Here is a 25,140-nt window from a genome sequence, read left to right as displayed (position 1 = left end):
TTGTCAGACACGCCCTAGGCGACGTGTGGCGGCGATCCAGCGGTCCAGGAGAGCGGTGGCGGCTCCGGAGTCGATCGCCTGCAGGGCCCGTGCGTACGCGTCGCTGAGCGTCTCGGTCAGCGCGTCCGCGGGCGGGGTGCCCTCGGCCGCCACGAGCGCCGCAGCGGCGTTCAGGGCCACGATGTCGCGTACGGGACCGTGCTCGCCGCCGAGCACCGCGCGGGCCACCCGGGCGTTGTGGGCGGCGTCCGCGCCGCGCAGGTCGTCGGGGGTGGCGCGGGGGATGCCGAGGTCCGCCGGGTCGAAGACGGTCTCGGTGGCGGTGCCGTCGCGGACCACCCAGATGATCGACGTCGAGGTGGTCGTCAGCTCGTCGAGCCCGTCGTCGCCGCGGAACACCAGCGACGAGCAGCCCCGCTCGGCGAACACCCCGGCGACGATCCCCGCCATGCGCGGGTGGAAGACGCCGACCGCCTGCGCGGTGGGACGCGCGGGGTTGGTGAGCGGCCCGAGGAAGTTGAAGACGGTCGGGACCCGCAGCTCGCCCCGGGTCTTGGCGGCGTACTTGAGCGCGGAGTGGTAGAGCGGCGCGAAGCAGAACGTGATGCCGACCTCGTCCGCGACCTTCGCCGTCGCCTCCGGGGGCAGGTCGATGACGACGCCGAGCTCCTCGAGGAGGTCCGCCGCGCCGCATGAGGAGGACGCGGCGCGGTTGCCGTGTTTGACCATGCGCGCGCCCGCGGACGCCGCGACGATCGCGCCCATCGTGGAGACGTTGACGGTGTGCGCCCGGTCGCCGCCCGTGCCGACGAGGTCGACCGCCGGCCCGGGAATGGTGATCCGCCGCGCGTGGGCGAGCATGCCCTCGGCGAGCCCGGCGACCTCGGCGACGGTCTCGCCCTTGGCGCGCAGCGCCACGGCGAAGCCGGCGATCTGCACGTCGGTCGCCTGGCCCGACATGATCTCGTTCATCGCCCAGGCGGTCTCGTCCGCCGACAGCGACTCTCCGTCGATCAGCGCGTTGAGCAGCGCGGGCCACGTCGTACGCGGGTCCATGGGTGCCCCTTCGGGGAGCGGACGGCTACTGGAGGGAGAGGCGTGGGTCGGAGTCGCCGAGGCGCCCCTCGAGGCGGCGGCGCATCAGGTCGGCGACGCCCTCGGCGAGCGCGATCGGGTCGATCGGCTGGCTCGCCACGGCGTCGGCGCGCGACCAGGTCGCCAGCCAGCCGTCGTCACGGCGGGCGATGATCACCATGATCGGCGGGCAGTGGTAGATCTCGTCCTTGGCCTGCCGGGCGATGCCCATGCCGCCGGCGGGGCGCGCCTCGCCGTCGAGGATCACCACGTCGATGTCGCCCCGGTCGAGGTGGACGAACACCGCAGGCTCCGTCGCGACCTCGACGAACTCGACCTTCGGCAGGCCGGGCGCGGGACGGCGGCCGATCGCGAGCATGACCTCATTGCGGGTGTTCGCGTCGTCGCTGTATACGAGGACCTTCATGGTCTCTTCGGTGCTCATCGGCTCATCCATGGGTGACGTGGTCGCGGGATACGAGCCGATGCTACCGGCAGATGACGCCGCGGGTCGGGCCGCCCGGCCCTGGCGTGCCGGGACGTGCCTCGTGAGGAGGGGAATCGCCTCTGCAGGGGGGTCCTGCACGGAGCACGGACAGGTGCCGCAATAATGCTGCCCGTGGCAACAGCAACAGCGACAGAAGCGGCACCCCGGTCCCACGCCAACCGGCCCAACCTCGTGAGCGTGGGCACGATCGTGTGGCTGTCGTCTGAGCTCATGTTCTTCGCAGCGCTGTTCGCGATGTACTTCACGATCCGGTCGGTGACCAAGGGGGACGGCGGCCCGTGGCCGGAAGCCCACTTGGACATCCCGTACGCCTCGGCCAACACCTTCATCCTGCTGATGTCCAGTGTGACCTGCCAGATGGGCGTGTTCGCCGCGGAGCGCTCGCAGGTCAGGCGCCTGGGGTCGATCTTCAACCTCAAGCGGTGGGGCCTGCGCGAGTGGTACGTCCTGTCCTTCCTGATGGGCGCGGTCTTCGTGGCCGGCCAGCTGAATGAGTACCGCACTCTCATTCACGAGGGCACGACGATCTCCAGCAGCGCGTACGGCTCGGTCTTCTACCTGACGACGGGCTTTCACGGCCTGCACGTGACCGGTGGACTGATCGCGTTCATCTTCATGCTCGGACGCACGTACGCCGCGAAGAAATGGACACATGAGCAGGCGACGAGCGCCATCGTCGTGTCCTACTACTGGCACTTTGTCGATGCGGTCTGGGTGGGGCTGTTCTTCACCATCTACGGGATCGACAAGATCTTCACCTGACCCAGAACGAGGGATCTTCCGTGAAATGGATCACCGCATGGCGACGGCGCCCATGGGCGGGCTACGCCGTTGTGCTGGCCGCGCTCGCGATCATCGGCGTCGCCTACGCCGGTGTTTCGCCGCGCACCGACCGGGCCCAGGCGGCCGCCGCGGCGGCGTCCGACCAGGACGTGGCCAAGGGCAAGCAGCTGTTCAACCAGGCCTGCTCGAGCTGCCACGGCGCGAACGCCGAGGGCACGAAGAACGCCCCCAGCCTTCTCGGCGTCGGCGCGGCCTCGGTCGACTTCCAGGTCAGCACCGGGCGGATGCCCGCCATGAACCTCGGCGCGCAGATTCCGCGTAAGAAGCCGGTCTTCAACGAGGAGCAGACGCGGCAGCTCGCCGCGTACATCGCCTCTCTCGGCGGCGGCCCCGCGGTCCCGTCGAAGGACCAGGTCAACCCGGACACCGGCGATGCGGCCATGGGCGGGAAGCTCTTCCGGGCCAACTGCGCGCAGTGTCACAACTTCGCCGGCTCGGGTGGCGCGCTGACCGGGGGCAAGTACGCTCCGCCGCTGGACAAGGCGACGCCTCAGCAGATCTACGAGGCCATGCTCACCGGTCCGCAGGCGATGCCGGTCTTCAACGACACGACGCTGACGCCCGCGCAGAAGCGCGCCATCATCGCGTACGTCACCCAGACCCGTGACGAGCCGAACCCGGGTGGCAACGGCCTCGGCCGGATCGGCCCGGTGGCCGAGGGCCTGACCGGCTGGCTGCTGGGTCTCGGACTGATCATCATCGCGGCCATGTGGATCACCGCCAGGAAGCCCAAGAAGAAGCACAATGTCTGATACCAACGACACCCACGGCGCGCCCTCCGAAGAGGAGGAGCGGACGCCCAAGCGCGTCATCGGCACGCCGCCGCAGGTGCAGAGCCAGGACCTGCTGCCGTCCGAGGAGAAGGGCGGGGAGAGCGACCAGTACGTGCTCGACCCGGTCAAGGCGCGTAAGGCCGAGCGCGCGGTCGCGTTCTTCTTCACGCTGACGTTCCTCGCGGGCGTCGCGTTCATCGTCTTCTACGCCGTCTGGCCGGGCTACGTCGGCAACGACGACATCGTCCGGGCGATGCACTCGAACTACGCCCTGGGCAGCGCGCTGACGGTGATCTTCCTCGGTCTCGCGGTCGGCATGACGATCTGGGTCCGTCACCTGATGACGACCAAGGAGATCATCCAGGAGCGGCACGAGCTGTCCTCCCCGTCGGAGGACCGCGAGGTCTTCAACGAGTACTTCATGCAGGGCACCGACGAGAGCGGCCTCACCAAGCGGCCGCTGCTGCGCCGCACCCTGCTGCTCGCCTCCGCGCCGCTGGGCCTGCTGCCGCTGATCCTGCTGCGTGACCTGGGCCCGCTGCCGGAGAAGAAGCTCCGCCACACCACGTGGAAGAAGGGCACCCGGCTCGTCGTCGACGGCACCGGTCAGCCGCTGAAGCCGTCCGACTTCAACTCCCCGGGCAGCATCATCACCGTGATCCCGGAGGGCGCCGAGGACAAGCTCGACGAGCTCGCCAAGTCCACGGTGCTGCTGATCAACGTGCCGGAGGACCAGCTCAAGGTCAAGAAGGGCCGGGAGAACTGGAACGTCGGCGGCATCATCGCCTACTCCAAGATCTGCACGCACGTCGGCTGCCCGGCCGCGCTGTACGAGCAGACGACGCACCACATCCTGTGCCCGTGCCACCAGTCGACGTTCGACGCGCTCGACGGCGCCAAGGTGATCTTCGGCCCGGCGGCCCGGCCGCTGCCGCAGCTGCCCATCGGGGTCGACTCCGAGGGCTACCTGATCGCGACGAGCGACTTCCACGAGCCGGTCGGACCCAGCTTCTGGGAGCGGGGGAGGCCGAAGGCATGACAACTCTCATCGACGACCGACTCGGTGAGCGAGGATCGGTGAGCGACCAATGACGACGCAAGCACCTCCGAAGGCGGTCGACGCCCCGATCGGGTGGCTGGACGAGCGCTTCGGCACCGCGGGATTCCTCCGCGGGAAGATGAAGAAGGTCTTCCCCGACCACTGGTCGTTCATGCTGGGGGAGATCGCGCTCTACTCCTTCATCATCCTGCTGGCGACCGGGACCTTCCTGACGCTGTGGTTCAAGCCCAGCATGTCGGAGGTCGTGTACAACGGGCACTACACCAAGCTCGTCGGCGTGAAGATGAGCGAGGCGTACAGCTCGACGCTGCACATCAGCTTCGACGTGCGCGGCGGTCTCCTGATGCGGCAGATCCACCACTGGGCCGCGGTCCTGTTCCTGGCCTCGCTTACGGTGCACATGCTCCGCGTGTTCTTCACCGGCGCATACCGCAAGCCGCGTGAGGTCAACTGGCTGATCGGCCTGGGCCTGTTCACGCTCGCGATCTTCGAGGGCCTGTTCGGCTACTCGCTGCCGGACGACCTGCTGTCGGGTACCGGCCTACGGGTCACCCAGGGCATCCTTCAGGCGACCCCGCTGATCGGGACGTACGCGTCCTACTTCGTCTTCGGCGGCGACTTCCCGGGCCAGGACGTCATCCCGCGTCTGTACACGGTGCACGTGCTGCTGATCCCCGGCATCCTGTTGGCGCTGATCGGCGCGCACTTCATGATCCTCTGGCACCAGGGGCACACGCAGTTCCCGGGCAAGAACCGCGCGGAGAAGAACGTCATCGGCAAGCCGTTCTACCCGGTGTTCATGATCAAGGCCGGTGCCTTCTTCATGTTCACCTTCGCGGTCACCGCGCTTCTCGGGACGTTCGCCCAGATCAACCCGATCTGGCTGTTCGGCCCGTACACGCCCGACTCGATCACGGCGGGCTCGCAGCCCGACTTCTACATGGGCTTCCTCGACGGCGCTCTCCGAATCATGCCCAACTGGGAGACCAACCTGTGGGGCCACACGATCTCGTGGAACGTCGTCGTTCCCGCGATGGTGCCGCTGGGGCTGATCATGACCGGCGCCGCGTTGTGGCCGTTCATCGAGCAGTGGGCCACCGGCGACAAGCGGATCCACCACATCGCCGACCGTCCGCGGAACGCCCCGTTCCGCACGGCCGTCGGTATGGCCGCCGTCACCTTCTACGGCCTGCTGTGGGCGGCCGCCGGCAACGACCCCATCGCCGACAAGTTCCACGTCAGCCTCTTCGCGATGACCTGGTTCTTCCGCGTCACCGTGTTCGTTGGCCCGGCCATCGCGTTCTTCGTCACCCGGCGGATCTGCCTGGGCCTCCAGGCCAAGGACGCGGACATCGCGCACCACGGCGTGGAGTCCGGCAAGATCGTTCGGCTTCCGAGCGGCGAGTTCATCGAGGTCCACGAGCCGGCGAGCGACGAGCAGAAGGCCGTCCTCACCGGCAAGGTCCCGCTTCCCGAGTTGAAGCTGGAAGAGGAGGACGGGAACGGCATTCCCGCGCCGTCGGCGCACGGCCCGCTGGGCAAGCTGCGCAAGGGCCTCAACCGCGCCCTTACCGAGGACGGCGTCTCCCCCGACGGGCACGACGAGGGTCACGACGACACGAGTTCGCACGGCGACGAGGAGATCGAGCCGGGCGGCGTCGAGTCCGACGGCAGCAGGGCGATCAGCCGCCACTGACGGTCACCGTCCCACGTGATCGGCCCGCCACCCGGATCCGGGTGGCGGGCCGATTCGCGTTTCGGGCCCGTGCCGCACGGGGCGGGCCGTGGGTTCGGGCGGCCGCGCGCCGAGGGCGGGCGCCGGCGCCGAGAGGAGGCGGTCAGTCCGCGTCGGGCAGGCCGAGCGCGAAGGCGGCCTCCAGGTCGTGCTGGGAGTACGTGCGGAAGGCGATGTGCGTCTCGGTGTGCGTCACGCCGGAGACCTTGTTGAGGGCGCCGGGGATGACGTCCGCGATCTGCTCGTACTGGCGCACACGCACGAGCGCGACCAGGTCGAACTCGCCGGTCACGGAGTAGACCTCGCTCACTCCGTCGAGCCCGGCGATGGTCTCGGCGACCTCCGGGATGCGCGAGACGTCGGCCTTGATGAGCACGATGGCGGTGATCACGGTATGCCTCCTGCGGTGGTTGCGCGCGGCGTCGGGTCGCCCGCCGCAAAGCCTAGTGGAGCCCTCTGAGCCGCCCGTTCACCGTGCCCGCGATTGAGGAGGCGCGCCTATTGCCAGCTGAGAGCGGCCGACTTCCGGGCGACGGTGCCGCGCCGCACGAGGAAACCGGCGATCATTCCGGCGACGAAGCCGTAGATGTGCGCGACGTACGCGGTCTGGCTCTGGCTGTCCCCGAGGCTGAGCCACTGGAACACGAAGAACTGGGCGAGCAGCGCCCACGAGGGCAGCCGGAACGGGAAGATCGACAGGATCAGCGCGATCGTCCGCGACCGCGGGTAGAGCACCAGGTGCGAGCCGAGCACGCCGGCGATGGCGCCGGACGCCCCGACGAGCGGGGTGTTCGAGTCGGGGTAGGTGATCGCGAAGCCGTACGCCGCGATGTAGCCGACGAGGAGATAGAAGGCCAGGAACCGGAGCCGTCCGAGCCGGTCCTCGGTCGCCGCGCCGAAGATGAACAGGTAGACCATGTTGCCGAGGATGTGGGCGACGCCGCCGTGCAGGAACATCGACGACAGCGCCGACAGCCACGGCCGCTTGTGGTACGGCTTCGGGTGGCAGGCGGCGGTGACGTCCTCCGGCACCGGGTTCTGCCGCTCGGAGAGCAGTTCGTTCGGGACCGCGCCGTACTTCAGCAGGAACGTCACCTGCTCGCACTTGCGCTGCTCCATGCTCTCGTCGTGGTGCCCGATCGAGGCGATCGGCGACAGCAGGAAGACGACGACGTTGGCGGCGATCAGGAAGTAGGTGACCAGGGGCGCGCGCCGCGTCGGCTGGTTGTCGTACAGCGGCAGCGCCACACCTGCTCCTATCGCATCGGCCGACCGGCGCGGTCAACCTTACGGGAATCGGGGCCCTGTACGGCATTCTCGATCCACCGGCGGACGCTCTCCGCGCCGTGGGGCGGGCAGGTCCACGTGCCGTCGACCTCGACCAGGCGCACGCCCGGGGAGTCCAGCCAGCGCAGGACGCACTCCATCTCCTCGGCGGAGGCCCGCGGGGTCGCCCCGATGCCGGGACGGACGGTCTCGGCGGTGGCGACGAGCGCCTCGACGTAGGGGACGGGGTGGGCGTTCGGCGGGACGGTGCCGGCGGCCGCGAGCCGGCCGTGGCGGACGACGTGCAGCTCCCAGCCGCCGTCGAAGGCCGGGCGGGCCGCGACGAGCTGCGCGAGCCCGGCCAGGGCCGACAGGCGCTGGCAGCGGGCGGCGCCGCGGACGAAGGCGGCCAGGCGGTCACGCTGGACGGCGGCCTCCTCGTAGCGCAGCTCGGCGGAGAGCCGGTCGATGCGGGCCCGCGCGGCGGCGACGACCGGCCGGACGTCGCCCTCCAGGACCGTGCGGGCGAGTGACGCGTGCCGGGCGTACTCCTCCGGCGGCTCCCGGCCGTCGCACGGTGCGCCACAGCGCCCGAGCTCGGCCAGCGCGCACGTGGTGGCACGGCCGCTCTCGACGAGCCGCAGGGTGAGCCGCTGGGTGCACTGGCGGAGGGGGACGGCGTCGTGGACGGCGGCGCGCGCCTCCTCGGCCGTCCGGACGCTGCCGAACGGGCCGAGGTAGGTGGCGCCGTCGTCGCGCACCTCCCGGACGATCGACAGCCGGGAGAACGCCTCGGCGGTGAGCTTCAGCCACACCGCCCGCTCCGGGTGGCGCGACCGCCGGTTGTAGCGCGGCTTGTGCGCCGCGATGAGCCGCAGCTCGCGGACCTCCGCCTCGAGCGGGCTGGCGCACACGATGGTCCGGACCCGCTCGGCGATCCCGATCATCTCGCGGACGTGGCGGCGGGTCTCGGAGGCGGTGAAGTAGGAGGTGACGCGGCTGCGCAGCCGGCCGCTCTTGCCGACGTACAGCACCTCGCCGCGGGCGTCCTCGAAGAGGTAGACGCCGGGCGCGGCGGGCACGTCGTCGGCCAGGTGGCGCTTGCTGCGCTGCTCCGGCGTCGGCGCGTGGGTGAAGCCGGTCAGCTCCTCCAGGGTGTCGACGCCGAACGCGCCGGCGCGCTCCAGCAGCCCGTGCAGGACGTCGACCGTGGCCCGCGCGTCGGCGAGCGCGCGGTGGCAGGGCTCGACGCCGGTCCGGAAGAAGCGGGCGAGGGTGGCGAGCTTGCAGTTGGGGACCTCGTCGCGGGTGAGGAGGCGGCGCGCGAGGTCGGCGGTGTCCACGACCGCCGGCGTCGGCCAGGGACGCTCCTGCGCGGCGCAGGCGGCCTTGAGGAAGCCGATGTCGAACGGCGCGTTGTGCGCGACCAGCACGGCGCCCCTGGCGAACTCCAGGAACGAGGGCAGGACCTCGCCGATCCGGGGAGCGGCCACCACCATCTGCTGCGTGATGCCGGTGATCACCGAGATGAACGGCGGGATCGGCATCCCCGGGTCCACCAGCGTGGCGAACTCGCCGACGACCTCGCCGCCGCGCACCTTGACCGCGCCGATCTCGGTGATCGCGTCCTCCTTGGCCGAGCCCCCGGTGGTCTCGAGGTCGACGACGACGAAGGTGACGCCGGCCAAGGGGGTGCCGAGGTCATCGAGGGTGCCCTGCACGGCAGGGCCGACGGAGGCCATGGCGGCACCGTACGCGGGACTGCCGACAATCGCCCCTGCGGACCAGCGCCGGATACCGCGCGGTATTCGTCGGGGGGATTGCGGACCGAAGGTCGCCAGGGCGTCTACGCTGGGCAGCGACGGCGACACGGAGCCCGGTGCACGCGTCCCGCACCAGCCCCATCCGCGCGACACGTGAGGAGTAGATCATCGACACCGGCCCGGGCGAACACCTCGATCAGCCGCTCCCCGAAGCGGTCCGGCAGCGCGTCGTGGAGGCCGCGGCCGACGTGATCGGCGCGCTCCGGCCCGACGAGATCCCTCCACCGCTCCGGCGCGTCGCCCGCTTCGAGCCGCGCCGCCGCGCCCGGCTCGCCGCCACGCTCATCGCCACCCAGCTCGAGGACGACGGCCCCTTCCGCGAGCGCGTCGCCGACGTCGTACGGGAGAGCGAGCCCGTGCTGGGCGAGGCGATCCTGTCGGGGACGGTGCCCCCGGCCGCCGACCCCGTCACCGTCGCCGCCCTCGCCTACCTGCTCCGCCCGGACGGCTGGACCGAGCGCGTGGACACCGCGCGCCGCGACCTCGAGCAGTCGGCGACGGCGGCCGAGGAGGCCAAGGTCATCCGGCAGGTGGCCGAGCTGCGCGAGCAGATCGCCGCCGCGAAGGCCACCCGCTCCGAGGAGGCCGACCGGCTCCGCGCGGAGCTGCGCGACCTCCGCGGCGAGAACACCGAGCTCCGTAAGCGCCTGCACGAGGCACGGGGCAAGGCCAAACGCGAGCACGCGCGCGCGGAGGACCTCGATCGCCGCCTCGGCGAGGAGCGCGCCGCCGCGTCCGTCGCGGCGGCCACCGCCGAGGCCGAGCTGCGCCGGCTGCGCAGCCGCCTGTCCCACGCCGAGTCCTCCGCGGAGAACGCCCGGCGTGCCGCCCGGGAGGGCCGCAACGTCGACGAGGCCCGGCTGCGGGTCCTCCTGGACGCCCTCACCGACGCCGCCAAGGGGCTCCGCGACGAGATCGCTTTGCCCCCGGGCATCACCCGGCCCGCCGACAGCGTCGGCGGCATCACGCCGAGCCGCCCCGGGCACCGCACGCTGCCCGGACGCGCCCTCGCCGACAGCGACCCCGCGCTCCTCGACCAGCTGCTCACCCTGCCGCAGGTCCACCTCATCGTCGACGGATACAACGTCACCAAGACCGGCTACGGCGACCTGCCGCTCGCCGACCAGCGGACCCGCCTCGTGTCGGGCCTGGGCGTGCTGCACGCCCAGACCAAGGCGGAGGTGACGTGCGTGTTCGACGGCGCGGAGCTGAACGCCCCGGTCGCGGTCCAGGCGCCCCGCGGCGTGCGCGTGCTGTTCAGCGCGCCGGGCCAGACCGCCGACGAGCTCATCGCCCAGCTCGTACGCGCGGAGCCCAGCGGACGCGCCGTCGTGGTCATCTCCTCCGACCAGGAGGTCTGCGACTCCGCCCGGCGGGCCGACGCCCGGCCGGCCCCCTCATCCCTCCTCCTGCGCCGCCTCGGCCGCACCTGACGGCCGCTCGGACGTCCTACGGGTCTTCGGGTCGCTCTTTTGTCGGTGGGTGCTCTTAACGTCTCGTCATGACGAAGACACGAGGAGGAATTCGTGCTCATCGACTGCGAGAAGTGTGAGGTACGCAACGTCGCCTGCGACGATTGCGTCGTTTCCGCCATGCCGTTGATCCCGGCGTCGGGCCTGGAGATCGGACCACTGGAACGTCGGGCGCTGGGAGTTCTCGCCGCCGAGGGGCTCGTTCCGCCCCTGCGGATGACGATCTTCGTCGACCGCGCATCGTGACGATTCGCGCGCGCACTGTTGCGTGAATGACATGAATTGCTGGAATTCCAGGAGAAGCGGTTGTTACCAGCGTGAGACTTGACTAGTCTCACGCGCTGAGCCGCTCGCTGGTTCGTCGCCCCCCAGGCGACGGCGACGGCTACCGCCGAGTCGTCACGTTCGGTGGGGTCGCCCGAGGTTCGGGCCCCAGCCCCTCACCGACACGACGAGCCGGGGAACCAGGTTTCCGGGGTGAATCGGAGCACCACGCGCTCCGTAGGGCGCCTTCCACGCCCGAATCCGTCAGCTAACCCGGTAGGCGGTCAGTGGGAGAGGGGCGTGCCGCAATCGTGGCAACACAGCGCAGTGCCGACGGCTCAGCCGTCGGATGGTCGGTGAGCGGCGGCATCAGCGGTCGTGTGCTGGCCACCCTGTGCATCGCCGCCTCAGCGGCCCTGGCTTTGCCCGCCGGCACGGCGGACGCGAAGCCGAAGGAGACGCTGAGCCAGGCGAAGGCCAAGCTGACCAAGCTGAACTCTCAGGTCGATCACCAGGACAACGTCTACAACAAGGCCAAGTCCCAGTGGGAGGCCGCGGACAAGCGGCTGAAGGCGCTGAACTCCTCGGTGAAGCAGCAGCGCCAGTCCTGGGCGGACCTGCGGGTCCGCGTCGCGCAGATGGCCGCGTCGGCGTACAAGGACGGTTCGAACGGTGCGGACATCCCGACCTTGGTGTCGGCCAAGGATCCGCAGACCGTGCTCGACCAGATGTCGGCGTTCGCGCAGGTGTCGAAGAACCGCTCCACCGAGCTCACCCAGTTCCTGAACGCCGCACAGCTGCTGCAGCGGCAGGAGGCGCAGGCCAAGCAGGCCGCCACCGACCTGGCGCAGAAGAAGAACGCGGCCCTCGCCGAGAAGAAGAAGATCGAGAAGTCGATCGAGCAGCAGAAGGCGCTGATCAAGAAGCTGGGTCCTGCGGCCGACACCGGCGGCGGTGACGACGGCGGCCCCGTGTCGAGCAGCTGCGGCAGCTACAGCGGGTCGGCGACCGGCAAGGCGCGCACCGTGCTCGTGTGGGCCTACAGCAAGTGCGGCATCCCGTACCTCTACGGCGGCACCGGCCCGCGCTACGACTGCTCGGGCCTCACGATGAAGGCCTACGCGGCCGCCGGGGTGAGCATCCCCCGCGTCGTCCCCGACCAGTACAACGCGACCAGCCGGGTCTCGCGGGCCAACCTGTCGCCCGGCGACCTGGTGTTCTTCGACAACCTGGGGCACGTCGGCATCTACGTCGGCGGCGGCAAGTTCATCCACTCGCCGCACACCGGGTCGTTCGTGAAGATCGACAGCCTGAGCAACCCCTGGTACAGCTCGCACTACGTCGGTGCGGGCGCGCTCTAGGAACACGATCATCATGGCCAAGGAGCGTACGATCATGTCCAGGACCGGTCGCTGGTCCGTCACGACGGCCGGGCTCATCGCCGTCGCGGGGCTGTCCCTGCCCGCCGTTCCGGCGCACGCCGACCCGGGCAACTCGCTGAGCGCGGCGAAGAAGTCGCTCGCGAAGCTCAACGACCAGGTCGACCAGCTCGGCAACCAGTACCAGAAGACGAAGGCCGACTACAAGGCCGCCCAGGGCCGGGTCAACGCCCTGGCCAAGTCGGTGCAGGCCGAGCGCCAGACGTTCCAGGCGCTCCGGCTGCGGGTCGCCCAGCTGGCCGCCGACGCCTACAAGACCGGGGACAACGGCTCGATCCCCGCCCTGGTCGGCTCGAAGGACCCGGACGCCGTGCTCTCGCAGATGTCGGCGTTCACGCAGATCGCGCACAACCGCACCGCCGAGTTCCAGCAGTACCTCGCCTCGGCTCAGCGGCTGGAGCGCGAGCAGGCGCTGCGCGTGCAGGCGGCCGAGCAGCTCAAGGCGAAGAAGGCCCAGCTCGAGCAGCAGCGCAAGCAGGCCAACGCGGCCCTCAGCAAGCAGCTGAAGCTGATCCACAAGCTCGGCGGCAACATCGACCCGGGCAGTTCGAAGGAGAACTGCTCGATCCTGGCCACGGGCAAGGCGGAGATCGTCCTGAAGTTCGCCTGCGCCCAGCTCGGCAAGTCGTACGTCTTCGGCGGCGCGGGCCCGAACGTCTGGGACTGCTCCGGGATCACGATGGTGGCGTTCGCCAAGGTCGGCATCAAGCTCAACCACTGGGTGCCGGACCAGTACGACGCCAGCAAGCGGGTGTCCAAGGCCGACCTGCAGCCCGGCGACCTGGTCTTCTTCCACGACCTCGGGCACATGGGGATCTACGTCGGCAACGGCAAGTTCCTCCACGCCCCGCACACCGGCGACGTCGTCAAGATCTCCAACCTGAGCGACGCCTGGTACTCCTCCACCTGGGTGGGCGGCGGCCGCCTGCTCTGAGGACCGCCGACAACTTAACAGCGACGTGGGCGGGCCGGGCAGAGACTCCCGGCCGGTTCGACCGAGGCACGGAGAGCATCCGGCCCGCCTGTCACGTCATCTCGATCTTCCGCACCGGGCCACGGTGCGGGGTGTCATCGGCGCACGCCATGCGCCGCTCTACCGGAAGGGTCTCCGCCGACGGCGGCGCTATGGGACAGCGCCCTGATGGCGGGCCGGTTCCGGTTTGTCAGAAATGCAGAGAAAACGGTCATCACTGACGTGGTCCAACGGGGGCCACGGGTGGCCGTTAACGCCTAATCCGCGGGCACGCGGAACCGGGGACCCAACCGCGCGTGAGCGCGGCTTTCACGGGGGTGAATCGGGGCGCCTGTTCTCCCGCAGGCATGCCGTAGGGCGGCTTCCACGTCCGAACCCGACAGCTAACCCGGTAGGCGTAGTGGAAGGAGAGACCCCTGTCTCGCAACCCCTCGACCGCTTCGTCCCTGCGCCTTCGCCTCGCCGGAGGCATGGTGGCCGCGGGTGCGGTCCTCGCACCCGTCGCCCTGACGGTCCCCGCGGCCCACGCCGCGACCCCCCAAGCGGCCGTCGTCAAGGCGCAGAAGAAGCACAAGTCCTGGAGCGAGCGTCACAAGGTCGGTCTGAAGGCGGTCTCCGTCGCGCGTAAGCAGATCGGCAAGTGGTACCGCTACGGGGGCGCCGGCCCCAGGACCTTCGACTGCTCCGGTCTGGTGCAGTTCTCCTACCGCAAGGCGGGCATCCGCCTGCCGCGCACCGCGGGCCAGCAGCACCGGCACATCAAGCGGCACGTGCGGTGGCAGAACCTCGCGGTCGGTGACCTGGTGTACTTCAACGGCAACAACCACACCGGGATCATCTCCAAGGTGAAGGGCCACAAGGTCTGGATGATCCACGCGTCGCACACCGGCACGCAGATCAAGCAGGTCCGGATCGACAACAACAGCTACTACCGCAGTGAGTTCTACGGCGCGGCGCGTCCGTACTGAGCCGGCCCAACCGGTTCGATCCGCCGGGGTCGCCCATGTGGGCGGCCCCGGCTTTCTCAGCTTCGCCCGCTACCATCACGCGCATGTCGTCGGCAGGCTCCGGGCAGTCACGGGTCGCCGCGCTGGCCGGGGTCGCGATCGTGTTGCACCTGGTCACCGCGGTCGGCTACGTCGCGCTGCACCACGGGGCCGGCCGTACGGCCGCGTCGCTGCGCAGCGCCACGGCGGCGCCCGTGCCCAGCACGGCCACGGTGACGGCCATCCTGCAGCGCCGCTCCCGCGCGGTCCTCGCCCATGACCGCGCGGCCTTCCTCGCCACCGTCGATCCGTCGGCCCAGGCGTTCCGCGCCGGGCAGGAGACGTTGTTCGACAACCTGACGAAGATCCCCCTGGCGACCTGGCGTGAGTCGCTCGCGGACACCCGCGCCGCGGCCGCCGCCGACGACGGCTGGACGGCCCGGCTGACGCTCACCTACCGGCTGCGCGGTTTCGACGCGGCCGACGTCGCCTACACCCAGTACCTCACCTTCGGCCGGCGCAAGGACGCGGGCTGGTTCGTGTCCGGCGACGGGTCCACGCACGGCCTGCGCGACGACCCGCAGATCTGGGACGGCGGCGGCCTCACCGTGATCCACGGCCGGCGCAGCCTCGTCATCGGCGAGGACGGCGCCGCGGTCGGGGACGGCACCGGCACCGCCGACGCGTCGGAGACGCGGACGGCCGAGCTGCGCGACATCGCCCGCCGGCTGGACACCGGCGTCGGCCTGGTCTCCGACGTCGTCGGCGACCGCTGGTCACGCGAGGTCGTCGCCCTCGCGCCGGCGACGGAGCAGGAGGCCGAAGAGCTCGTCGGCGACGTCCGGAACCTCGGCGACATCGCCGCGCTCGCCACCGTCAGCGGCGCGGCGGGCGACCCGGAGCACGGCGCGGACCGCGTCATCATCACCCCCACGGCGTTCGACCGTCTGAACGGACTGGGGCGGCACGTCGTGCTCACCCACGAGCTCGTGCACGTGGCGATGGGCGGCGCCCGCGACAGCCGCACTCCCATGTGGCTGATCGAAGGACTCGCCGACTACGTCGGCTACAAGAAGGCGGGTGTCTCGACGCGGGCGGCGGCGCGCGAGCTCGCCGCACAACTGGCCTCCGGCGACGTGCCGGCCGCGCCTCCGGGCCGGAGCGCGTTCAGCGGCTCGGGCGAGCGCCTGTCCGCCGCGTACGAGGAGGCGTGGCTGGCCTGCCGCATGATCGCGGAACGCTATGGTGAGGGTCGGCTGGTGCGGTTGTACCGGACCGCCGCGTCGGAGCCGGGCGACGCGGGGGACCCGCGGATCGAGGACCGCGCCCTGCGGTCCGTGCTCGGCATCGGTTCCAGCGAGTTCGCCGCGCAGTGGCGGGCCTACCTGCGCAAGGAGCTCACGTGACAGCGCCGAACGGCATGCGGCCCACCGCCCCGCGCGAGGAGCTCACGTGACGGCGCCGGGCGGCGCGGAGCGCACGGCGCCACCCGCCACCGCGTCCGACCGCGAGCCCGGCCGCGGACGGCCGTCGAGGGGGTCCCGGCAGGCCGCCGCCGTCGCCGCCGCGGTGCTCGGCGCGCTGCTGGTCGCCGTGGCCGCGATGGTGACGCCCTGGCATCCGCTGCCCGGCGGCCGGATCGCCGCCGACCCGACGCTCGACTTCACCCGGGACCAGATCGCGCGCAGCGAGGCGTTCACCGCCGCGCTCGATCCCCCCGCGTACGCCTCGCTCGTCGCCGGCCTGGTCGTCGTCCTCGCCCTGGGCCTGACATCCTGGGGCGCCCGGCTGCTCGGCCTGGTCACCGGATCGCGCCGGTCCGCCGCGATGGGCGAGAGCGTCCCACTGTGGCGGCGGACCGTGCGGGTGGTCGCCGTCGCGGTCGTGCTGTCCGCGCTGACCCAGCTCATCGCGCTGCCCTTCACGGCGTGGTCGGAGTCCGTGCTGCGGCGGTATCACCTGTCGACCCAGAACTGGGGGTCCTGGCTCACCGACCAGCTGACGGGATTCGGGGTGAGCCTCGTCATCTGGACCGTGGCGCTCGTGGGTCTCCACCTGCTGATCCACCGCTTCCCCCGCCACTGGTGGGCGGCCGCGGCCGCGGGCGGCTTCCTGCTCGTCACCGCGGTCTCGTACGCCTACCCGGTGGTCGTCGAGCCGCTGTTCAACTCCTTCACCTCGATGCCCGCCGGTCCGCTGCGGACGGATCTGCTCCGGATGGCCCGCACCGACGGCGTGCCGGTCCGCGACGTGCTGGTCGCCGACGCGTCCAAGCGCACCACCACGCTGAACGCCTACGTCTCCGGGTTCGGATCGACCCGGCGGATCGTGGTCTACGACACCCTCCTCGTGTCGGAGTCGCCGAAGGAGGTCGAGGCCGTCGTCGCGCACGAGCTCGGCCACGCCAAGCGGAACGACGTGCTGACGGGGACCCTCGTCGGCGGGATCGGGGTCGCGGCCGGAGCCTGCGTCCTCTACCTGGTGATGACCTCGCCGCGGCTGCTGCGCCGCGCCGGCGTGCGCTCGGCGGCCGACCCGCGCTCCACCGCGCTGCTGCTCGCCACGGTGACCGCGCTGACCCAGCTCTCCGGGCCCGCGCAGAATCTCGTGAGCCGCCGCATCGAGGCACGGGCCGACGTGCACTCCCTCGACCTGACGCGCGATCCGGCGACGTTCACGGCGATGCAGCGGTCCCTCAGCGTGAGCGACCTCGACGACCTGTCGCCGAACCCGTTCGCCTACGCGCTGTGGAACACCCATCCCTCGGGGCCGGAGCGCATCGCGATGGGACGGGCCTGGGCGCGTCTGCACCACGTTCCCGAGCCGCCGCCCGTACGCCCCTGAGCCCCGATCCCAGTGGCGTACGGGCGGTGAGCGCGACGGCTACTCGGTGACGGTGGCGACGGCCGGGCGTGCGCCGAGCGGCGCGCCGACGGGCAGGGCGAACCGGCCGCCCATGCCGTTCACGACGCCGGCCGCCGAGGTGTACCACGCGACCAGGGCGGTGAGGACGCCGATCCAGCCGCCGAGCTTCACCGTGCCGCTGCTGTGGGAGAGGTTGCCGATGAACAGGATGATCTCGGTCAGCTCCAGGGTGAGGAACACCCCGAACACCGCCGTGTTCACCTGGGTGCTCCAAAGGAGCATGTACGCGTTGAAGATCGCGAACGCCAGCAGGATCCAGCCGAGGTCGTTCTGGATCAGATCCTCCGGGTTCGCCTTCGTGGCCGCCGCGGTCGCGGCGGCCGTCGGCACGACCCAGTGGACGTACAGGGCCAGGCCGATCCAGAACCCGCCGTACGAGGCGAAGGCGGTGGCGCCGAAGACGTTCCGGTTGCGGAACTCCCACATGCCGGCGAGCAGCTGGATCAGCCCGCCGTAGGCGAACGCGTACCCGAGCCAGGCGTCCGTGCCGTCGGTCCACCCGGCGTTCTTGGCGGAGAGAAGGAATGTGGTGAGGGCGAACGCCGCGAGCCCGAGCGGGGCGGGGTCGGCGATCCCGGATATCGGGGTGGTCGGGGGTCGGGGGGTCTCGGTCACGGGTGGCTCCTCCTCGTCGTGAAGCTCCCACCGCCGTGCCTCGTCAGGTCCGCATCTCCCATATCGCAGGCCGGGCGTGGATGGGCGGCCACGAATGACGCGTCTTAACATTAACTCCGTGTTTCGCATTGGTCACGGGGGTGCGTCAGGTCGATCCGATCACTCGTGCGATGCTGGCAACGATGACGAAGACGCTCGTCGTGACCAACGACTTCCCGCCCCGGCCGGGCGGCATCCAGGCGTTCGTGCACAACCTGGCGGTCCGCCGGCCGCCGGGCTCGCTCGTCGTGTACGCGCCCGCGTGGGAGGGCGCGGCGGAGTTCGACGCGGCGCAGCCGTTCCCGGTGGTCCGGCATCCGACGACGCTGATGCTCCCCGTGCCCGCGGTGCTGCGGCGCGCCCGTGAGATCGCCCGTGCGGAGGGCTGCGACTCGGTCGTCTTCGGCGCGGCGGCGCCCCTCGGACTGCTCGCCGCGCCGCTGCGGCGGTCGGGCGTCGAGCGGTTCGTCGGCATCACGCACGGCCACGAGGCGGGCTGGGCGGCCCTGCCCGGGTCGCGGCGGCTGCTGCGCCGCATCGGCGACGAGGTGGACGTCCTGACCTACCTGGGGGACTACACCCTCAGCCGGATGGCCCGCGCGCTGTCGCCCGCGGCGGTCACCCGGATGCGGCGGCTCGCCCCCGGCGTCGACGAGACCGTCTTTCGCCCCGGCGCGGCCGGCGAGGAGATCCGGGCGCGGCACGGCCTGGTGGACCGCCCCGTCGTCGTGTGCGTCTCCCGCCTGGTCCCGCGCAAGGGACAGGACGCGCTGATCCACGCCTGGCCGCACGTGCTGCGCGCGGTGCCGGACGCCGCCCTGCTGATCGTCGGCGGCGGCCCGTACCGCACCGAGCTGGAACGGCTCCGCGTCGGGCTGGGCGTCGCCCACGCCGTGCGGCTGACCGGCGCCGTTCCCTGGGAGGAACTGCCGGCGCACTACGACGCGGGCGACGTGTTCGCCATGCCCTGCCGGACCCGCCGGCGCGGCCTCGACGTCGAGGGACTCGGCATCGTCTACCTCGAGGCGTCCGCCACCGGCCTGCCGGTGGTGGCGGGCGACTCGGGCGGCGCGCCCGACGCCGTACTCGACGGCGAGACCGGCGTCGTGGTCGACGGCCGTTCCGTCCGCGCGGTCGCCCAGGCCGTCATCGGCCTGCTGCGCGACCCGTCCGCGGCGCAGGCGATGGGCAAGCGGGGACGTTCCTGGGTGGAGCGGGAGTGGCGCTGGGAGGTCCAGGCCGCCCGCTTCTCCGCCCTCCTGTGACGGCCGCGACGGCACGCGGCTGATCAGCAGCCGCAGAACGCGCTCGCCACGGGGGCGGTCAGCGGGTCGGGGGGCGTGCTGATCCGCCCGGCCGCGGTCTCGACGGCGAACCCCTCGCGCGCCCAGTACTCGTAGCCGCCGATCATCTCCTTCACCCGGTGACCCAGGCGGGCGAAGGCCAGCGCGGCGCGGGTCGCCCCGTTGCACCCGGGGCCCCAGCAGTAGGTGACGACGGTCGCGTCGCGGGGGATGAGCAGGGGCGCCCGCTCGGCGATCAGCGCCGTCGGCAGGTGCACGGCACCCGGCAGATGACCCTGCTCCCAGGACTCGTCGCTGCGGGAGTCGACGACGACCAGGCCGGGCACGCCGGCCTCCAGGTCGGCGTGGACGTCGGACACGTCCGTCTCGAAGGCCAGGCGTGCGGCGAAGTGGCGGGCGGCGTCCTCCGGGGACGCCGGCGCGGTGGCGAGAACGTTCGACATGCCGACGATCGTGGCCGACGGCGTGCATCTTCGGACAGTGGCGTGGATGCCGCCCATCGATAGGATCCCGCCATGCGGATCCAGTCGAGGCCCGGTTCGACGGTCGCGGTGCTCGCCTACGAGGGGATGTCGCCGTTCGAGACCGGCATCGTCACCGAGGTGTTCGGCCTGCCGAGGCCGGAGCTGGACGTGCCGTGGTACCGGCTGACGGTGTGCGCCGAGCGGCCCGGCCCGGTGCCCATCGTCGGCGGCGCGACCGTCCACACCGAGTACGGTCTGGACGTCTTCGCCGCGGCCGAGACCGTCATCGTGCCCGGCGTGAGCGACGTACGGGGCGAGTGCTCGCCGGAGCTGGTCGCCGCCCTGCGCCGCGCGCACGACCGGGGCGCCCGGATCGTCTCCATCTGCTCGGGGGCGTTCGCGCTGGCCGCCGCAGGCCTGCTGGACCACCGCCCGGCGACCACACACTGGCAGTACGCCGACCTGCTGCGCCGCCGCTTCCCGCTCGTCCGGGTCGACCCCGACGTCCTCTACATCGACGACGGCGACGTGCTGACCAGCGCCGGAAGCGCGGCGGGCCTCGACCTGTGCGTGCACCTGGTCCGCCGGGACCATGGGCCGAGCGTCGCCAACGCGGTGGCGCGGCGGCTCGTCGTCCCGCCGCACCGCGACGGCGGGCAGGCGCAGTTCATCGAGGCGCCCGTGCCCAGGGACGCCGGCGACGACCGGATCGCCCAGGCGATGACCTGGGCGATGGCCAACCTGCGCGAGGAGATCACCGTCGACGTCCTCGCGCGTCGCGCGCACATGTCCGCCCGTACCTTCCTGCGGCACTTCGCGCGCTGCACCGGGACCAGCCCCACCCGCTGGCTGATCGATCAGCGGATCCAGGCGAGCCTGCCGCTCCTGGAGAAGACCTCCGCCCCGGTCGAGGAGATCGCCCGCACCGTCGGGTTCGCCAGTCCGGTCACCTACCGGTCGCACTTCGTACGGGCGATGCGCACGTCGCCCTCGGCCTACCGCCGCGCCTTCACCGCGACGACGTGACGGGAATTGAGGTCGGAAACCGACCGCATTGCCGCGTAGCGTCGTACGAAGACGGTCCTGAACGGCCTATGGAGGCGGAGACCATGACGACGAGCGGCGAGACCACCCTTTCCGGCGAGCGGGCGGACCTGCTGGCGAGCCTGCGGAAGAGCCGGCACTTCCTCCGGTTCACCGGCCGCGACCTGACCGACGAGCAGGCGGCCCGGCGCACGACGGTCAGCGAGCTGTGTCTCGGAGGCCTGATCAAGCACGTCACCGGATGCGAGCGCCGGTGGGTGGACTTCATTCTCGAGGGGCCGACGGCCATGGAGGCCGATCCGCAGGCCTGGGCGGAGCAGTTCCGCATGGGAGAGGGGGAGACCCTCGCCGGGCTGCTCGAGGCCTACGACGAGGTGGCGCGCCGTACCGAGGAGGTCGTGGCCACACTGCCCGACCTGGACGCCACGCAGCCGCTGCCGGAGGCCCCGTGGTTCGAGCCGGGCGCCCGGTGGTCGGCGCGTACGGTGCTGCTCCATGTGATCGCCGAGACCGCCCAGCACGCCGGCCACGCGGACATCATCCGCGAGTCCCTCGACGGCGCGAAGACCATGGGCTGAGCTCCGGCACCGAACGGGTCCGGGATCCCCGCTGGGGATCCCGGACCCGGTGTGGGGGTTCAGCGGCGGGCGGTCAGGGTGAGCGTCGCGCCGAGGGCCAGCAGGGCCCCGAGGACGTACGCCAGGGCGGGCAGGCCGTGGGCGCTCAGGGCCCCGGCGACCTGGGGGCCGAAGCTCGCGCCGACGAACAGGATGAAGGTGAACAGGGAGACCGCCGTGCCCCGCGCCGGACCGGCGTGGCCGCCGATGGTCTCGATCAGGGCCGGAGCGGTGAGCCCGATGCCGGCGACGAAGGCGTTCAGCAGGATCGCGAGGCCCAGGGTGCCCGGGTGGGCGAACCCGATGAGCGCGGCGGCGACGGCGGTCAGCGTCAGCGCGCCCGTGGCCCGGTGCGCGCCGTGGAAGCGCTGCAGGGCGGGGGTCACGAAGGGGATCGCGATGATCGCCGGCAGCGCCGCCGCGCGCAGGGCGAGCAGGGCCGCCGCTCCGCCGGCCGCGCCGGTCAGGGCCAGGCCGGTGTAGAGGGCCACGAACGAGCCGAGGACGACCGGCGTGGCGAGGTAGAGGGGGATGAGCCGCCGGTGGGCCAGGAGCCTCGGCATGGCCCGGTAGGCGTCCAGCGGGGAGCCCGCGGTGTCGGGACGGCCGGGCAGCATGACCTTCCGGAGCGCCGCCGCCACCAGGGCGAAGGCCACCGCGAAGACGGCGAACACCGCGCGCCAGCCCGCCACCGCCGCGATGCCCTGGGCCGCGAGTTGACCGAACACCGCCGAGGCGAGGAACGCTCCGATCACCGCCGACAGCAGCGTGGCGCGGTGCCGCTGCTCGGCGCGCTCGGCGATGTAGGTGAACGCGACGGGCGCGAAGGCGGCGGTCGTCACCCCCTGCAGGACCCGCAGGGCGATCGCCGCGCCGAGGCCGGGGGCCAGGCTCACGAGGGCGGTCGTCACGGCCGTCGCGGCGATGCCCGTCACGATGATCCGGCGCCGCCCGAAGCGGTCCGACAGCGGCCCGAACACAAGGAACCCGGCGGCGTATCCGAAGCCGAACGCGCTCGCCATCCACGTCAGGGCCGAGGCGGGGGCATGCCACTCGCGGCCCATCGCGCCCAGCAGGGGGATCACGCCGTACAACTGGCCGGTGGCCAGGAGCGCCGTCGCCACAAAGGTCACCAGGGTCGGCAGGAACGGGGCGTGGGCCGTCTTCGCCGGGGCGCCGCCCTCCGCGGCGGGGGCGGCGATGCGATGCGAGGAGATCAACGTCGTCATGGCCGGAACCGTAGCCAACCAACCAGTTGGATGTCAACCAACCAGTTGGGTGGGCTGATCGGGTAGGCTCGGGGCATGCCGAGAGACACCGCCGCCTCCACGAAAGAAGCCCTGCTCAAGGCCGCGCGAGCCGAGTTCGCGGCCTACGGCATCGCCGGGGCCCGCGTCGACCGCATCGCCGAGCGCGCCGGCGTGAACAAGGAACGCATCTACGGCCACTTCGGCAACAAGGAGAAGCTGTTCGACGCCGTCATGGGCACGGTCCTGGACGAGGTCGTCGAGATGGTCGCCCAGGACGTCGACGACGTCGGCGACTACGTCGCGCGCATGTACGACTACCACCGCGCCCACCCGGACCTGCTGCGCCTCCTGCTGTGGGAGGCGCTCCAGTACGGCGAGCAGCGCGAATTCGAGGAGGGACGGCGCGAGCACTACCGCGCGAAGCTGGAGCGCCTCGCGACCGGTCTCGGCGCCGAGCCGTCGGTCGACGTCGGGCGCACGCTCCTGACGATCTGCGGCATGGCCACCTGGCCCAACGCGGTGCCGCAGATGGCGCGGCTCATCCTGGGGCCGGACGCCGACGACAAGGACGCCATGCGCGCCCACCTGATCGACTTCGCGCGGTCCGCGGTCACACGGAAGACGCCGGTCTGAGCGTCGGCCCGGGCGGTCGGCTCACGCCCGGGCCATCGGGTCGCCGGTCAGGCGTAGAGCGCCTCGATCTCGGCGGCGAAGTCCCGCTCGACGAGGTTCCGCTTGACCTTGAGCGTCGGGGTGAGGTGCCCGGACTCCTGCGTGAAGTCGACGTCGAGAAGGCGGTACTTCTTGATGGCCTCCGCGTGGGAGACCGTGCTGTTGGCGTCGGCCACCGCCGCGTCGATCTCCTTGATCACGTCCGGGTCCTTGACCGCCTCGGCGATCGACAGCGACGTCTTGCCGTGCTGCTGCTTCCACTGCTCCAGCGCCTCGGGGTCGAGGGTGACGAGACAGCCGATGAACTTCCGGCCGTCCCCGACCACCAGGCACTGGCTGACCAGCGGGTGGGCGCGCAGGCGGTCCTCCAGCGGCGCGGGCGCGACGTTCTTCCCGGCGGTCGTGACGATGATCTCCTTCTTCCGGCCCGTGATCTTCAGGTAGCCGTCGCCGTCGAGCTCACCCACGTCGCCGGTGTGGAACCAGCCGTCCTCCAGGCACTGCTTGGACGCCTCTTCGTTGTGCCAGTAGCCGACGAAGACGTTCGGCCCCTTGGCGAGGACCTCCCCGTCGTCGGCGATGCGGACCGTGGTGCCGGGGATCGGCTTGCCGACCGTGCCGATGCGGTTGCCGCCGGGCATGTTGACCGCGATCGGGGCGGTCGTCTCCGTCAGGCCGTACCCCTCGAGGATGCTGATGCCGACGCCGTCGAAGAAGTGGCCGAGCCGCTCGCCGAGCGCCGCGCCGCCCGACACCGCGTGGGTGACGTGACCGCCGACCGCGGCGCGCAGCTTGCCGTACACGAGCCGGTCGAACAGGGCGTGCTTGAGCCGCAGCCCGAGGCCGGGGGACTCGGCCCGGCTGTAGGCGATCGCGGTGTCGGCCGCGATGCGGAAGATGCGGCCCTTGCCGTCGGCGATGGCCTTCTGCTCGGCGCCGATGTAGACCTTCTCGAACACGCGCGGCACCGCGAGCAGGAACGTCGGCTGGAAGGACCCCAGGTCGTCGACGATGTTCGTCACGTCGGGGGTGTGGCCGAGGATGAGCCCGGTCTCGACGAAACCGACCTCGATGAGGCGCGCGAAGACATGGGCGAGCGGGAGGAACAGCAGCGTCGAGCCGTCGTGGATGCCGAAGACCTCCGTGAGCGCGCCCTCGGCGACGTTCCGCGCCGTCGCGAGGAGGTTGCCGTGGGTGAGCTCGCAGCCCTTGGGGCGGCCGGTGGTGCCCGAGGTGTAGATGATCGTCGCCAGGTCGGCGGCGGCCCGCGACTCGCGCCGCTCCGCCAGGTCCTCGTCGGAGCCCTCGCCGGTCGGCAGGGCGTCGATCCGCCAGACGTGCGCCAGCTCGGGCAGCCGCTCCCGGACGCTCTCGACCGCCTTCTCGTGGTCGTCGGCCTCGACGAAGACCGCCTTGGCGCCGGAGTCACCGAGGATCCACTCGACCTGCGACGCCGAGGACGTCTCGTAGATCGGCACGGCGATGCCGCCGGCGGTCCAGATGGCGTAGTCGGCGATGGTCCACTCGTACCGGGTGCGGGACATGATGGCGACGCGGTCGCCCGGCTCGACGCCGGCGGCGATCAGCCCCTTGGCGACGCCGGCGACCTCGTCGGCGAACTCCCGGGCGGTGACGTCCCGCCATCCCGCGCCGTCCTTGCGGCGGAGGACGACGCGATTCGGCTCCTCGGCGGCCCGCGAGAAGAGCGTGCCGGTGAGGTTCGCCGAGTCGACGATCGTCACCTTCGCGGGAACGCTGTACTCACGCACGACTACTCCTCAGCTGAGTGCGGCGGCCATCGGTCGCACGGACGCTACCGCTTCCACATACTGATCGGTAGCCTTCGACGCGTGACACGTCTCGCATTTCTTCTTACCACGCGTGAACGAGTCCGTTGATCGCCGTTCCCCTTCTCGTCGCCTGGGCGTGCTCGGCGCGAAGCGCGCGGCGGCCCCGGCCCGGAGCCGGGTCCGGTAACGGGATCGCCGGGAAAC

At 71.4% G+C, this 25,140-nt stretch carries 24 protein-coding genes and 2 riboswitches; of the genes, 15 read left to right on the top strand and 9 right to left on the bottom strand.

Annotated features, from left to right (window positions below; all coding sequences use genetic code 11):
* Positions 1–3: 3 nt before the first annotated feature.
* Positions 4–1,056, bottom strand: coding sequence for an anthranilate phosphoribosyltransferase (gene trpD / locus ABEA24_RS14980; protein WP_345431388.1), 1,053 nt, complete (start codon positions 1,054–1,056; stop codon positions 4–6).
* Positions 1,057–1,081: 25 nt separating this feature from the next.
* Complete coding sequence (locus ABEA24_RS14975) at positions 1,082–1,519, bottom strand: hypothetical protein (RefSeq protein ID WP_345431387.1); 438 nt, start codon at positions 1,517–1,519, stop codon at positions 1,082–1,084.
* A gap of 165 nt (positions 1,520–1,684) precedes the next feature.
* Here ABEA24_RS14975 and ctaE point away from each other — a divergent pair, with 165 nt between their 5' ends.
* The 4 genes from ctaE to qcrB are packed head-to-tail and all read left to right on the top strand — an operon-like array spanning position 1,685 to position 5,954.
* Positions 1,685–2,344 (top strand): aa3-type cytochrome oxidase subunit III, encoded by a 660-nt coding sequence (gene ctaE / locus ABEA24_RS14970; RefSeq protein ID WP_345431386.1) that lies wholly within the window; start codon positions 1,685–1,687, stop codon positions 2,342–2,344.
* Between the two features lie 20 nt (positions 2,345–2,364).
* Positions 2,365–3,177, top strand: coding sequence for a cytochrome bc1 complex diheme cytochrome c subunit (qcrC, locus tag ABEA24_RS14965; RefSeq protein ID WP_345431385.1), 813 nt, complete (start codon positions 2,365–2,367; stop codon positions 3,175–3,177).
* Entirely contained in the window at positions 3,170–4,237 is a 1,068-nt protein-coding gene (qcrA, locus tag ABEA24_RS14960) for a cytochrome bc1 complex Rieske iron-sulfur subunit (RefSeq protein WP_345431384.1), read from the top strand. Before qcrC ends, qcrA begins: the two co-directional genes overlap by 8 nt.
* A gap of 49 nt (positions 4,238–4,286) precedes the next feature.
* Positions 4,287–5,954 (top strand): cytochrome bc1 complex cytochrome b subunit, encoded by a 1,668-nt coding sequence (qcrB, locus tag ABEA24_RS14955; RefSeq protein WP_345431383.1) that lies wholly within the window; start codon positions 4,287–4,289, stop codon positions 5,952–5,954.
* 142 nt (positions 5,955–6,096) lie between these two features.
* Here qcrB and ABEA24_RS14950 read toward each other — a convergent pair whose 3' ends face one another.
* The 3 genes from ABEA24_RS14950 to ABEA24_RS14940 form a co-directional block, all read right to left on the bottom strand.
* Positions 6,097–6,384, bottom strand: a complete 288-nt coding sequence (locus ABEA24_RS14950; protein ID WP_345431382.1) for an Lrp/AsnC family transcriptional regulator — start codon at positions 6,382–6,384, stop codon at positions 6,097–6,099.
* A 107-nt stretch (positions 6,385–6,491) separates the two neighbouring features.
* Positions 6,492–7,241 carry a rhomboid family intramembrane serine protease gene (locus ABEA24_RS14945; protein ID WP_345431381.1) on the bottom strand — a complete coding sequence of 250 codons (750 nt, stop codon included), beginning with the start codon at positions 7,239–7,241 and terminating at the stop codon, positions 6,492–6,494.
* Positions 7,242–7,249: 8 nt separating this feature from the next.
* The gene (locus ABEA24_RS14940) at positions 7,250–9,001 is read right to left on the bottom strand and encodes a DEDD exonuclease domain-containing protein (protein WP_345431380.1); all 1,752 of its coding nucleotides are present in this window, start codon (positions 8,999–9,001) and stop codon (positions 7,250–7,252) included.
* A 251-nt stretch (positions 9,002–9,252) separates the two neighbouring features.
* Between ABEA24_RS14940 and ABEA24_RS14935 the strand changes: the two genes are divergently transcribed.
* The 7 genes from ABEA24_RS14935 (at position 9,253) to ABEA24_RS14905 (ending at position 17,060) form a co-directional block, all read left to right on the top strand.
* Positions 9,253–10,515: an NYN domain-containing protein gene (locus ABEA24_RS14935; protein ID WP_345431379.1), complete on the top strand. Its 1,263-nt coding sequence runs from the start codon at positions 9,253–9,255 to the stop codon at positions 10,513–10,515.
* 93 nt (positions 10,516–10,608) lie between these two features.
* A complete protein-coding gene (locus ABEA24_RS14930; RefSeq protein ID WP_345431378.1) occupies positions 10,609–10,800 on the top strand; it encodes a hypothetical protein in 192 nt (63 codons plus the stop codon).
* A gap of 185 nt (positions 10,801–10,985) precedes the next feature.
* Positions 10,986–11,117, top strand: a riboswitch (cyclic di-AMP (ydaO/yuaA leader).
* 57 nt (positions 11,118–11,174) lie between these two features.
* Positions 11,175–12,179 (top strand): C40 family peptidase, encoded by a 1,005-nt coding sequence (locus ABEA24_RS14925; RefSeq protein ID WP_345431377.1) that lies wholly within the window; start codon positions 11,175–11,177, stop codon positions 12,177–12,179.
* Between the two features lie 34 nt (positions 12,180–12,213).
* Entirely contained in the window at positions 12,214–13,191 is a 978-nt protein-coding gene (locus ABEA24_RS14920; RefSeq protein ID WP_345431376.1) for a C40 family peptidase, read from the top strand.
* Between the two features lie 283 nt (positions 13,192–13,474).
* Positions 13,475–13,643: riboswitch (cyclic di-AMP (ydaO/yuaA leader) on the top strand.
* A 57-nt stretch (positions 13,644–13,700) separates the two neighbouring features.
* Positions 13,701–14,198 carry a C40 family peptidase gene (locus ABEA24_RS14915; RefSeq protein ID WP_345431375.1) on the top strand — a complete coding sequence of 166 codons (498 nt, stop codon included), beginning with the start codon at positions 13,701–13,703 and terminating at the stop codon, positions 14,196–14,198.
* Positions 14,199–14,281: 83 nt separating this feature from the next.
* A complete protein-coding gene (locus ABEA24_RS14910; RefSeq protein ID WP_345431374.1) occupies positions 14,282–15,622 on the top strand; it encodes a basic secretory protein-like protein in 1,341 nt (446 codons plus the stop codon).
* Between the two features lie 46 nt (positions 15,623–15,668).
* Positions 15,669–17,060, top strand: coding sequence for a M48 family metallopeptidase (locus ABEA24_RS14905; RefSeq protein ID WP_345431373.1), 1,392 nt, complete (start codon positions 15,669–15,671; stop codon positions 17,058–17,060).
* Positions 17,061–17,099: 39 nt separating this feature from the next.
* Here the strand turns inward: ABEA24_RS14905 and ABEA24_RS14900 are convergent, their stop codons facing one another.
* Positions 17,100–17,756, bottom strand: coding sequence for an acetate uptake transporter (locus ABEA24_RS14900; RefSeq protein WP_345431372.1), 657 nt, complete (start codon positions 17,754–17,756; stop codon positions 17,100–17,102).
* Between the two features lie 182 nt (positions 17,757–17,938).
* Here ABEA24_RS14900 and ABEA24_RS14895 point away from each other — a divergent pair, with 182 nt between their 5' ends.
* A complete protein-coding gene (locus ABEA24_RS14895; protein ID WP_345431371.1) occupies positions 17,939–19,060 on the top strand; it encodes a glycosyltransferase family 4 protein in 1,122 nt (373 codons plus the stop codon).
* A gap of 23 nt (positions 19,061–19,083) precedes the next feature.
* Here ABEA24_RS14895 and ABEA24_RS14890 read toward each other — a convergent pair whose 3' ends face one another.
* Complete coding sequence (locus ABEA24_RS14890; RefSeq protein ID WP_345431370.1) at positions 19,084–19,542, bottom strand: rhodanese-like domain-containing protein; 459 nt, start codon at positions 19,540–19,542, stop codon at positions 19,084–19,086.
* Positions 19,543–19,614: 72 nt separating this feature from the next.
* On the opposite strand from ABEA24_RS14890, the gene ftrA reads away from it, so the two are divergent.
* Both ftrA and ABEA24_RS14880 read left to right on the top strand, forming a co-directional pair.
* Positions 19,615–20,589: a transcriptional regulator FtrA gene (gene ftrA, locus ABEA24_RS14885; RefSeq protein WP_345431369.1), complete on the top strand. Its 975-nt coding sequence runs from the start codon at positions 19,615–19,617 to the stop codon at positions 20,587–20,589.
* Between the two features lie 83 nt (positions 20,590–20,672).
* Positions 20,673–21,185: a DinB family protein gene (locus tag ABEA24_RS14880; RefSeq protein WP_345431368.1), complete on the top strand. Its 513-nt coding sequence runs from the start codon at positions 20,673–20,675 to the stop codon at positions 21,183–21,185.
* A 59-nt stretch (positions 21,186–21,244) separates the two neighbouring features.
* Here ABEA24_RS14880 and ABEA24_RS14875 read toward each other — a convergent pair whose 3' ends face one another.
* Entirely contained in the window at positions 21,245–22,453 is a 1,209-nt protein-coding gene (locus tag ABEA24_RS14875) for an MFS transporter (protein WP_345431367.1), read from the bottom strand.
* A 75-nt stretch (positions 22,454–22,528) separates the two neighbouring features.
* On the opposite strand from ABEA24_RS14875, the gene ABEA24_RS14870 reads away from it, so the two are divergent.
* Positions 22,529–23,107, top strand: coding sequence for a TetR/AcrR family transcriptional regulator (locus ABEA24_RS14870; protein ID WP_345431366.1), 579 nt, complete (start codon positions 22,529–22,531; stop codon positions 23,105–23,107).
* Between the two features lie 47 nt (positions 23,108–23,154).
* Here ABEA24_RS14870 and ABEA24_RS14865 read toward each other — a convergent pair whose 3' ends face one another.
* On the bottom strand, positions 23,155–24,915 hold the full coding sequence (locus ABEA24_RS14865) for an AMP-dependent synthetase/ligase (protein WP_345431365.1): 1,761 nt from the start codon (positions 24,913–24,915) through the stop codon (positions 23,155–23,157).
* Positions 24,916–25,140 lie beyond the last annotated feature (225 nt).

The organism is Actinoallomurus vinaceus (genome assembly GCF_039542055.1).
Lineage (GTDB): Bacteria > Actinomycetota > Actinomycetes > Streptosporangiales > Streptosporangiaceae > Actinoallomurus > Actinoallomurus vinaceus.
Note: the sequence above shows the minus strand (reverse complement) of the source record. Positions and strands in the feature narration are given on the sequence as shown.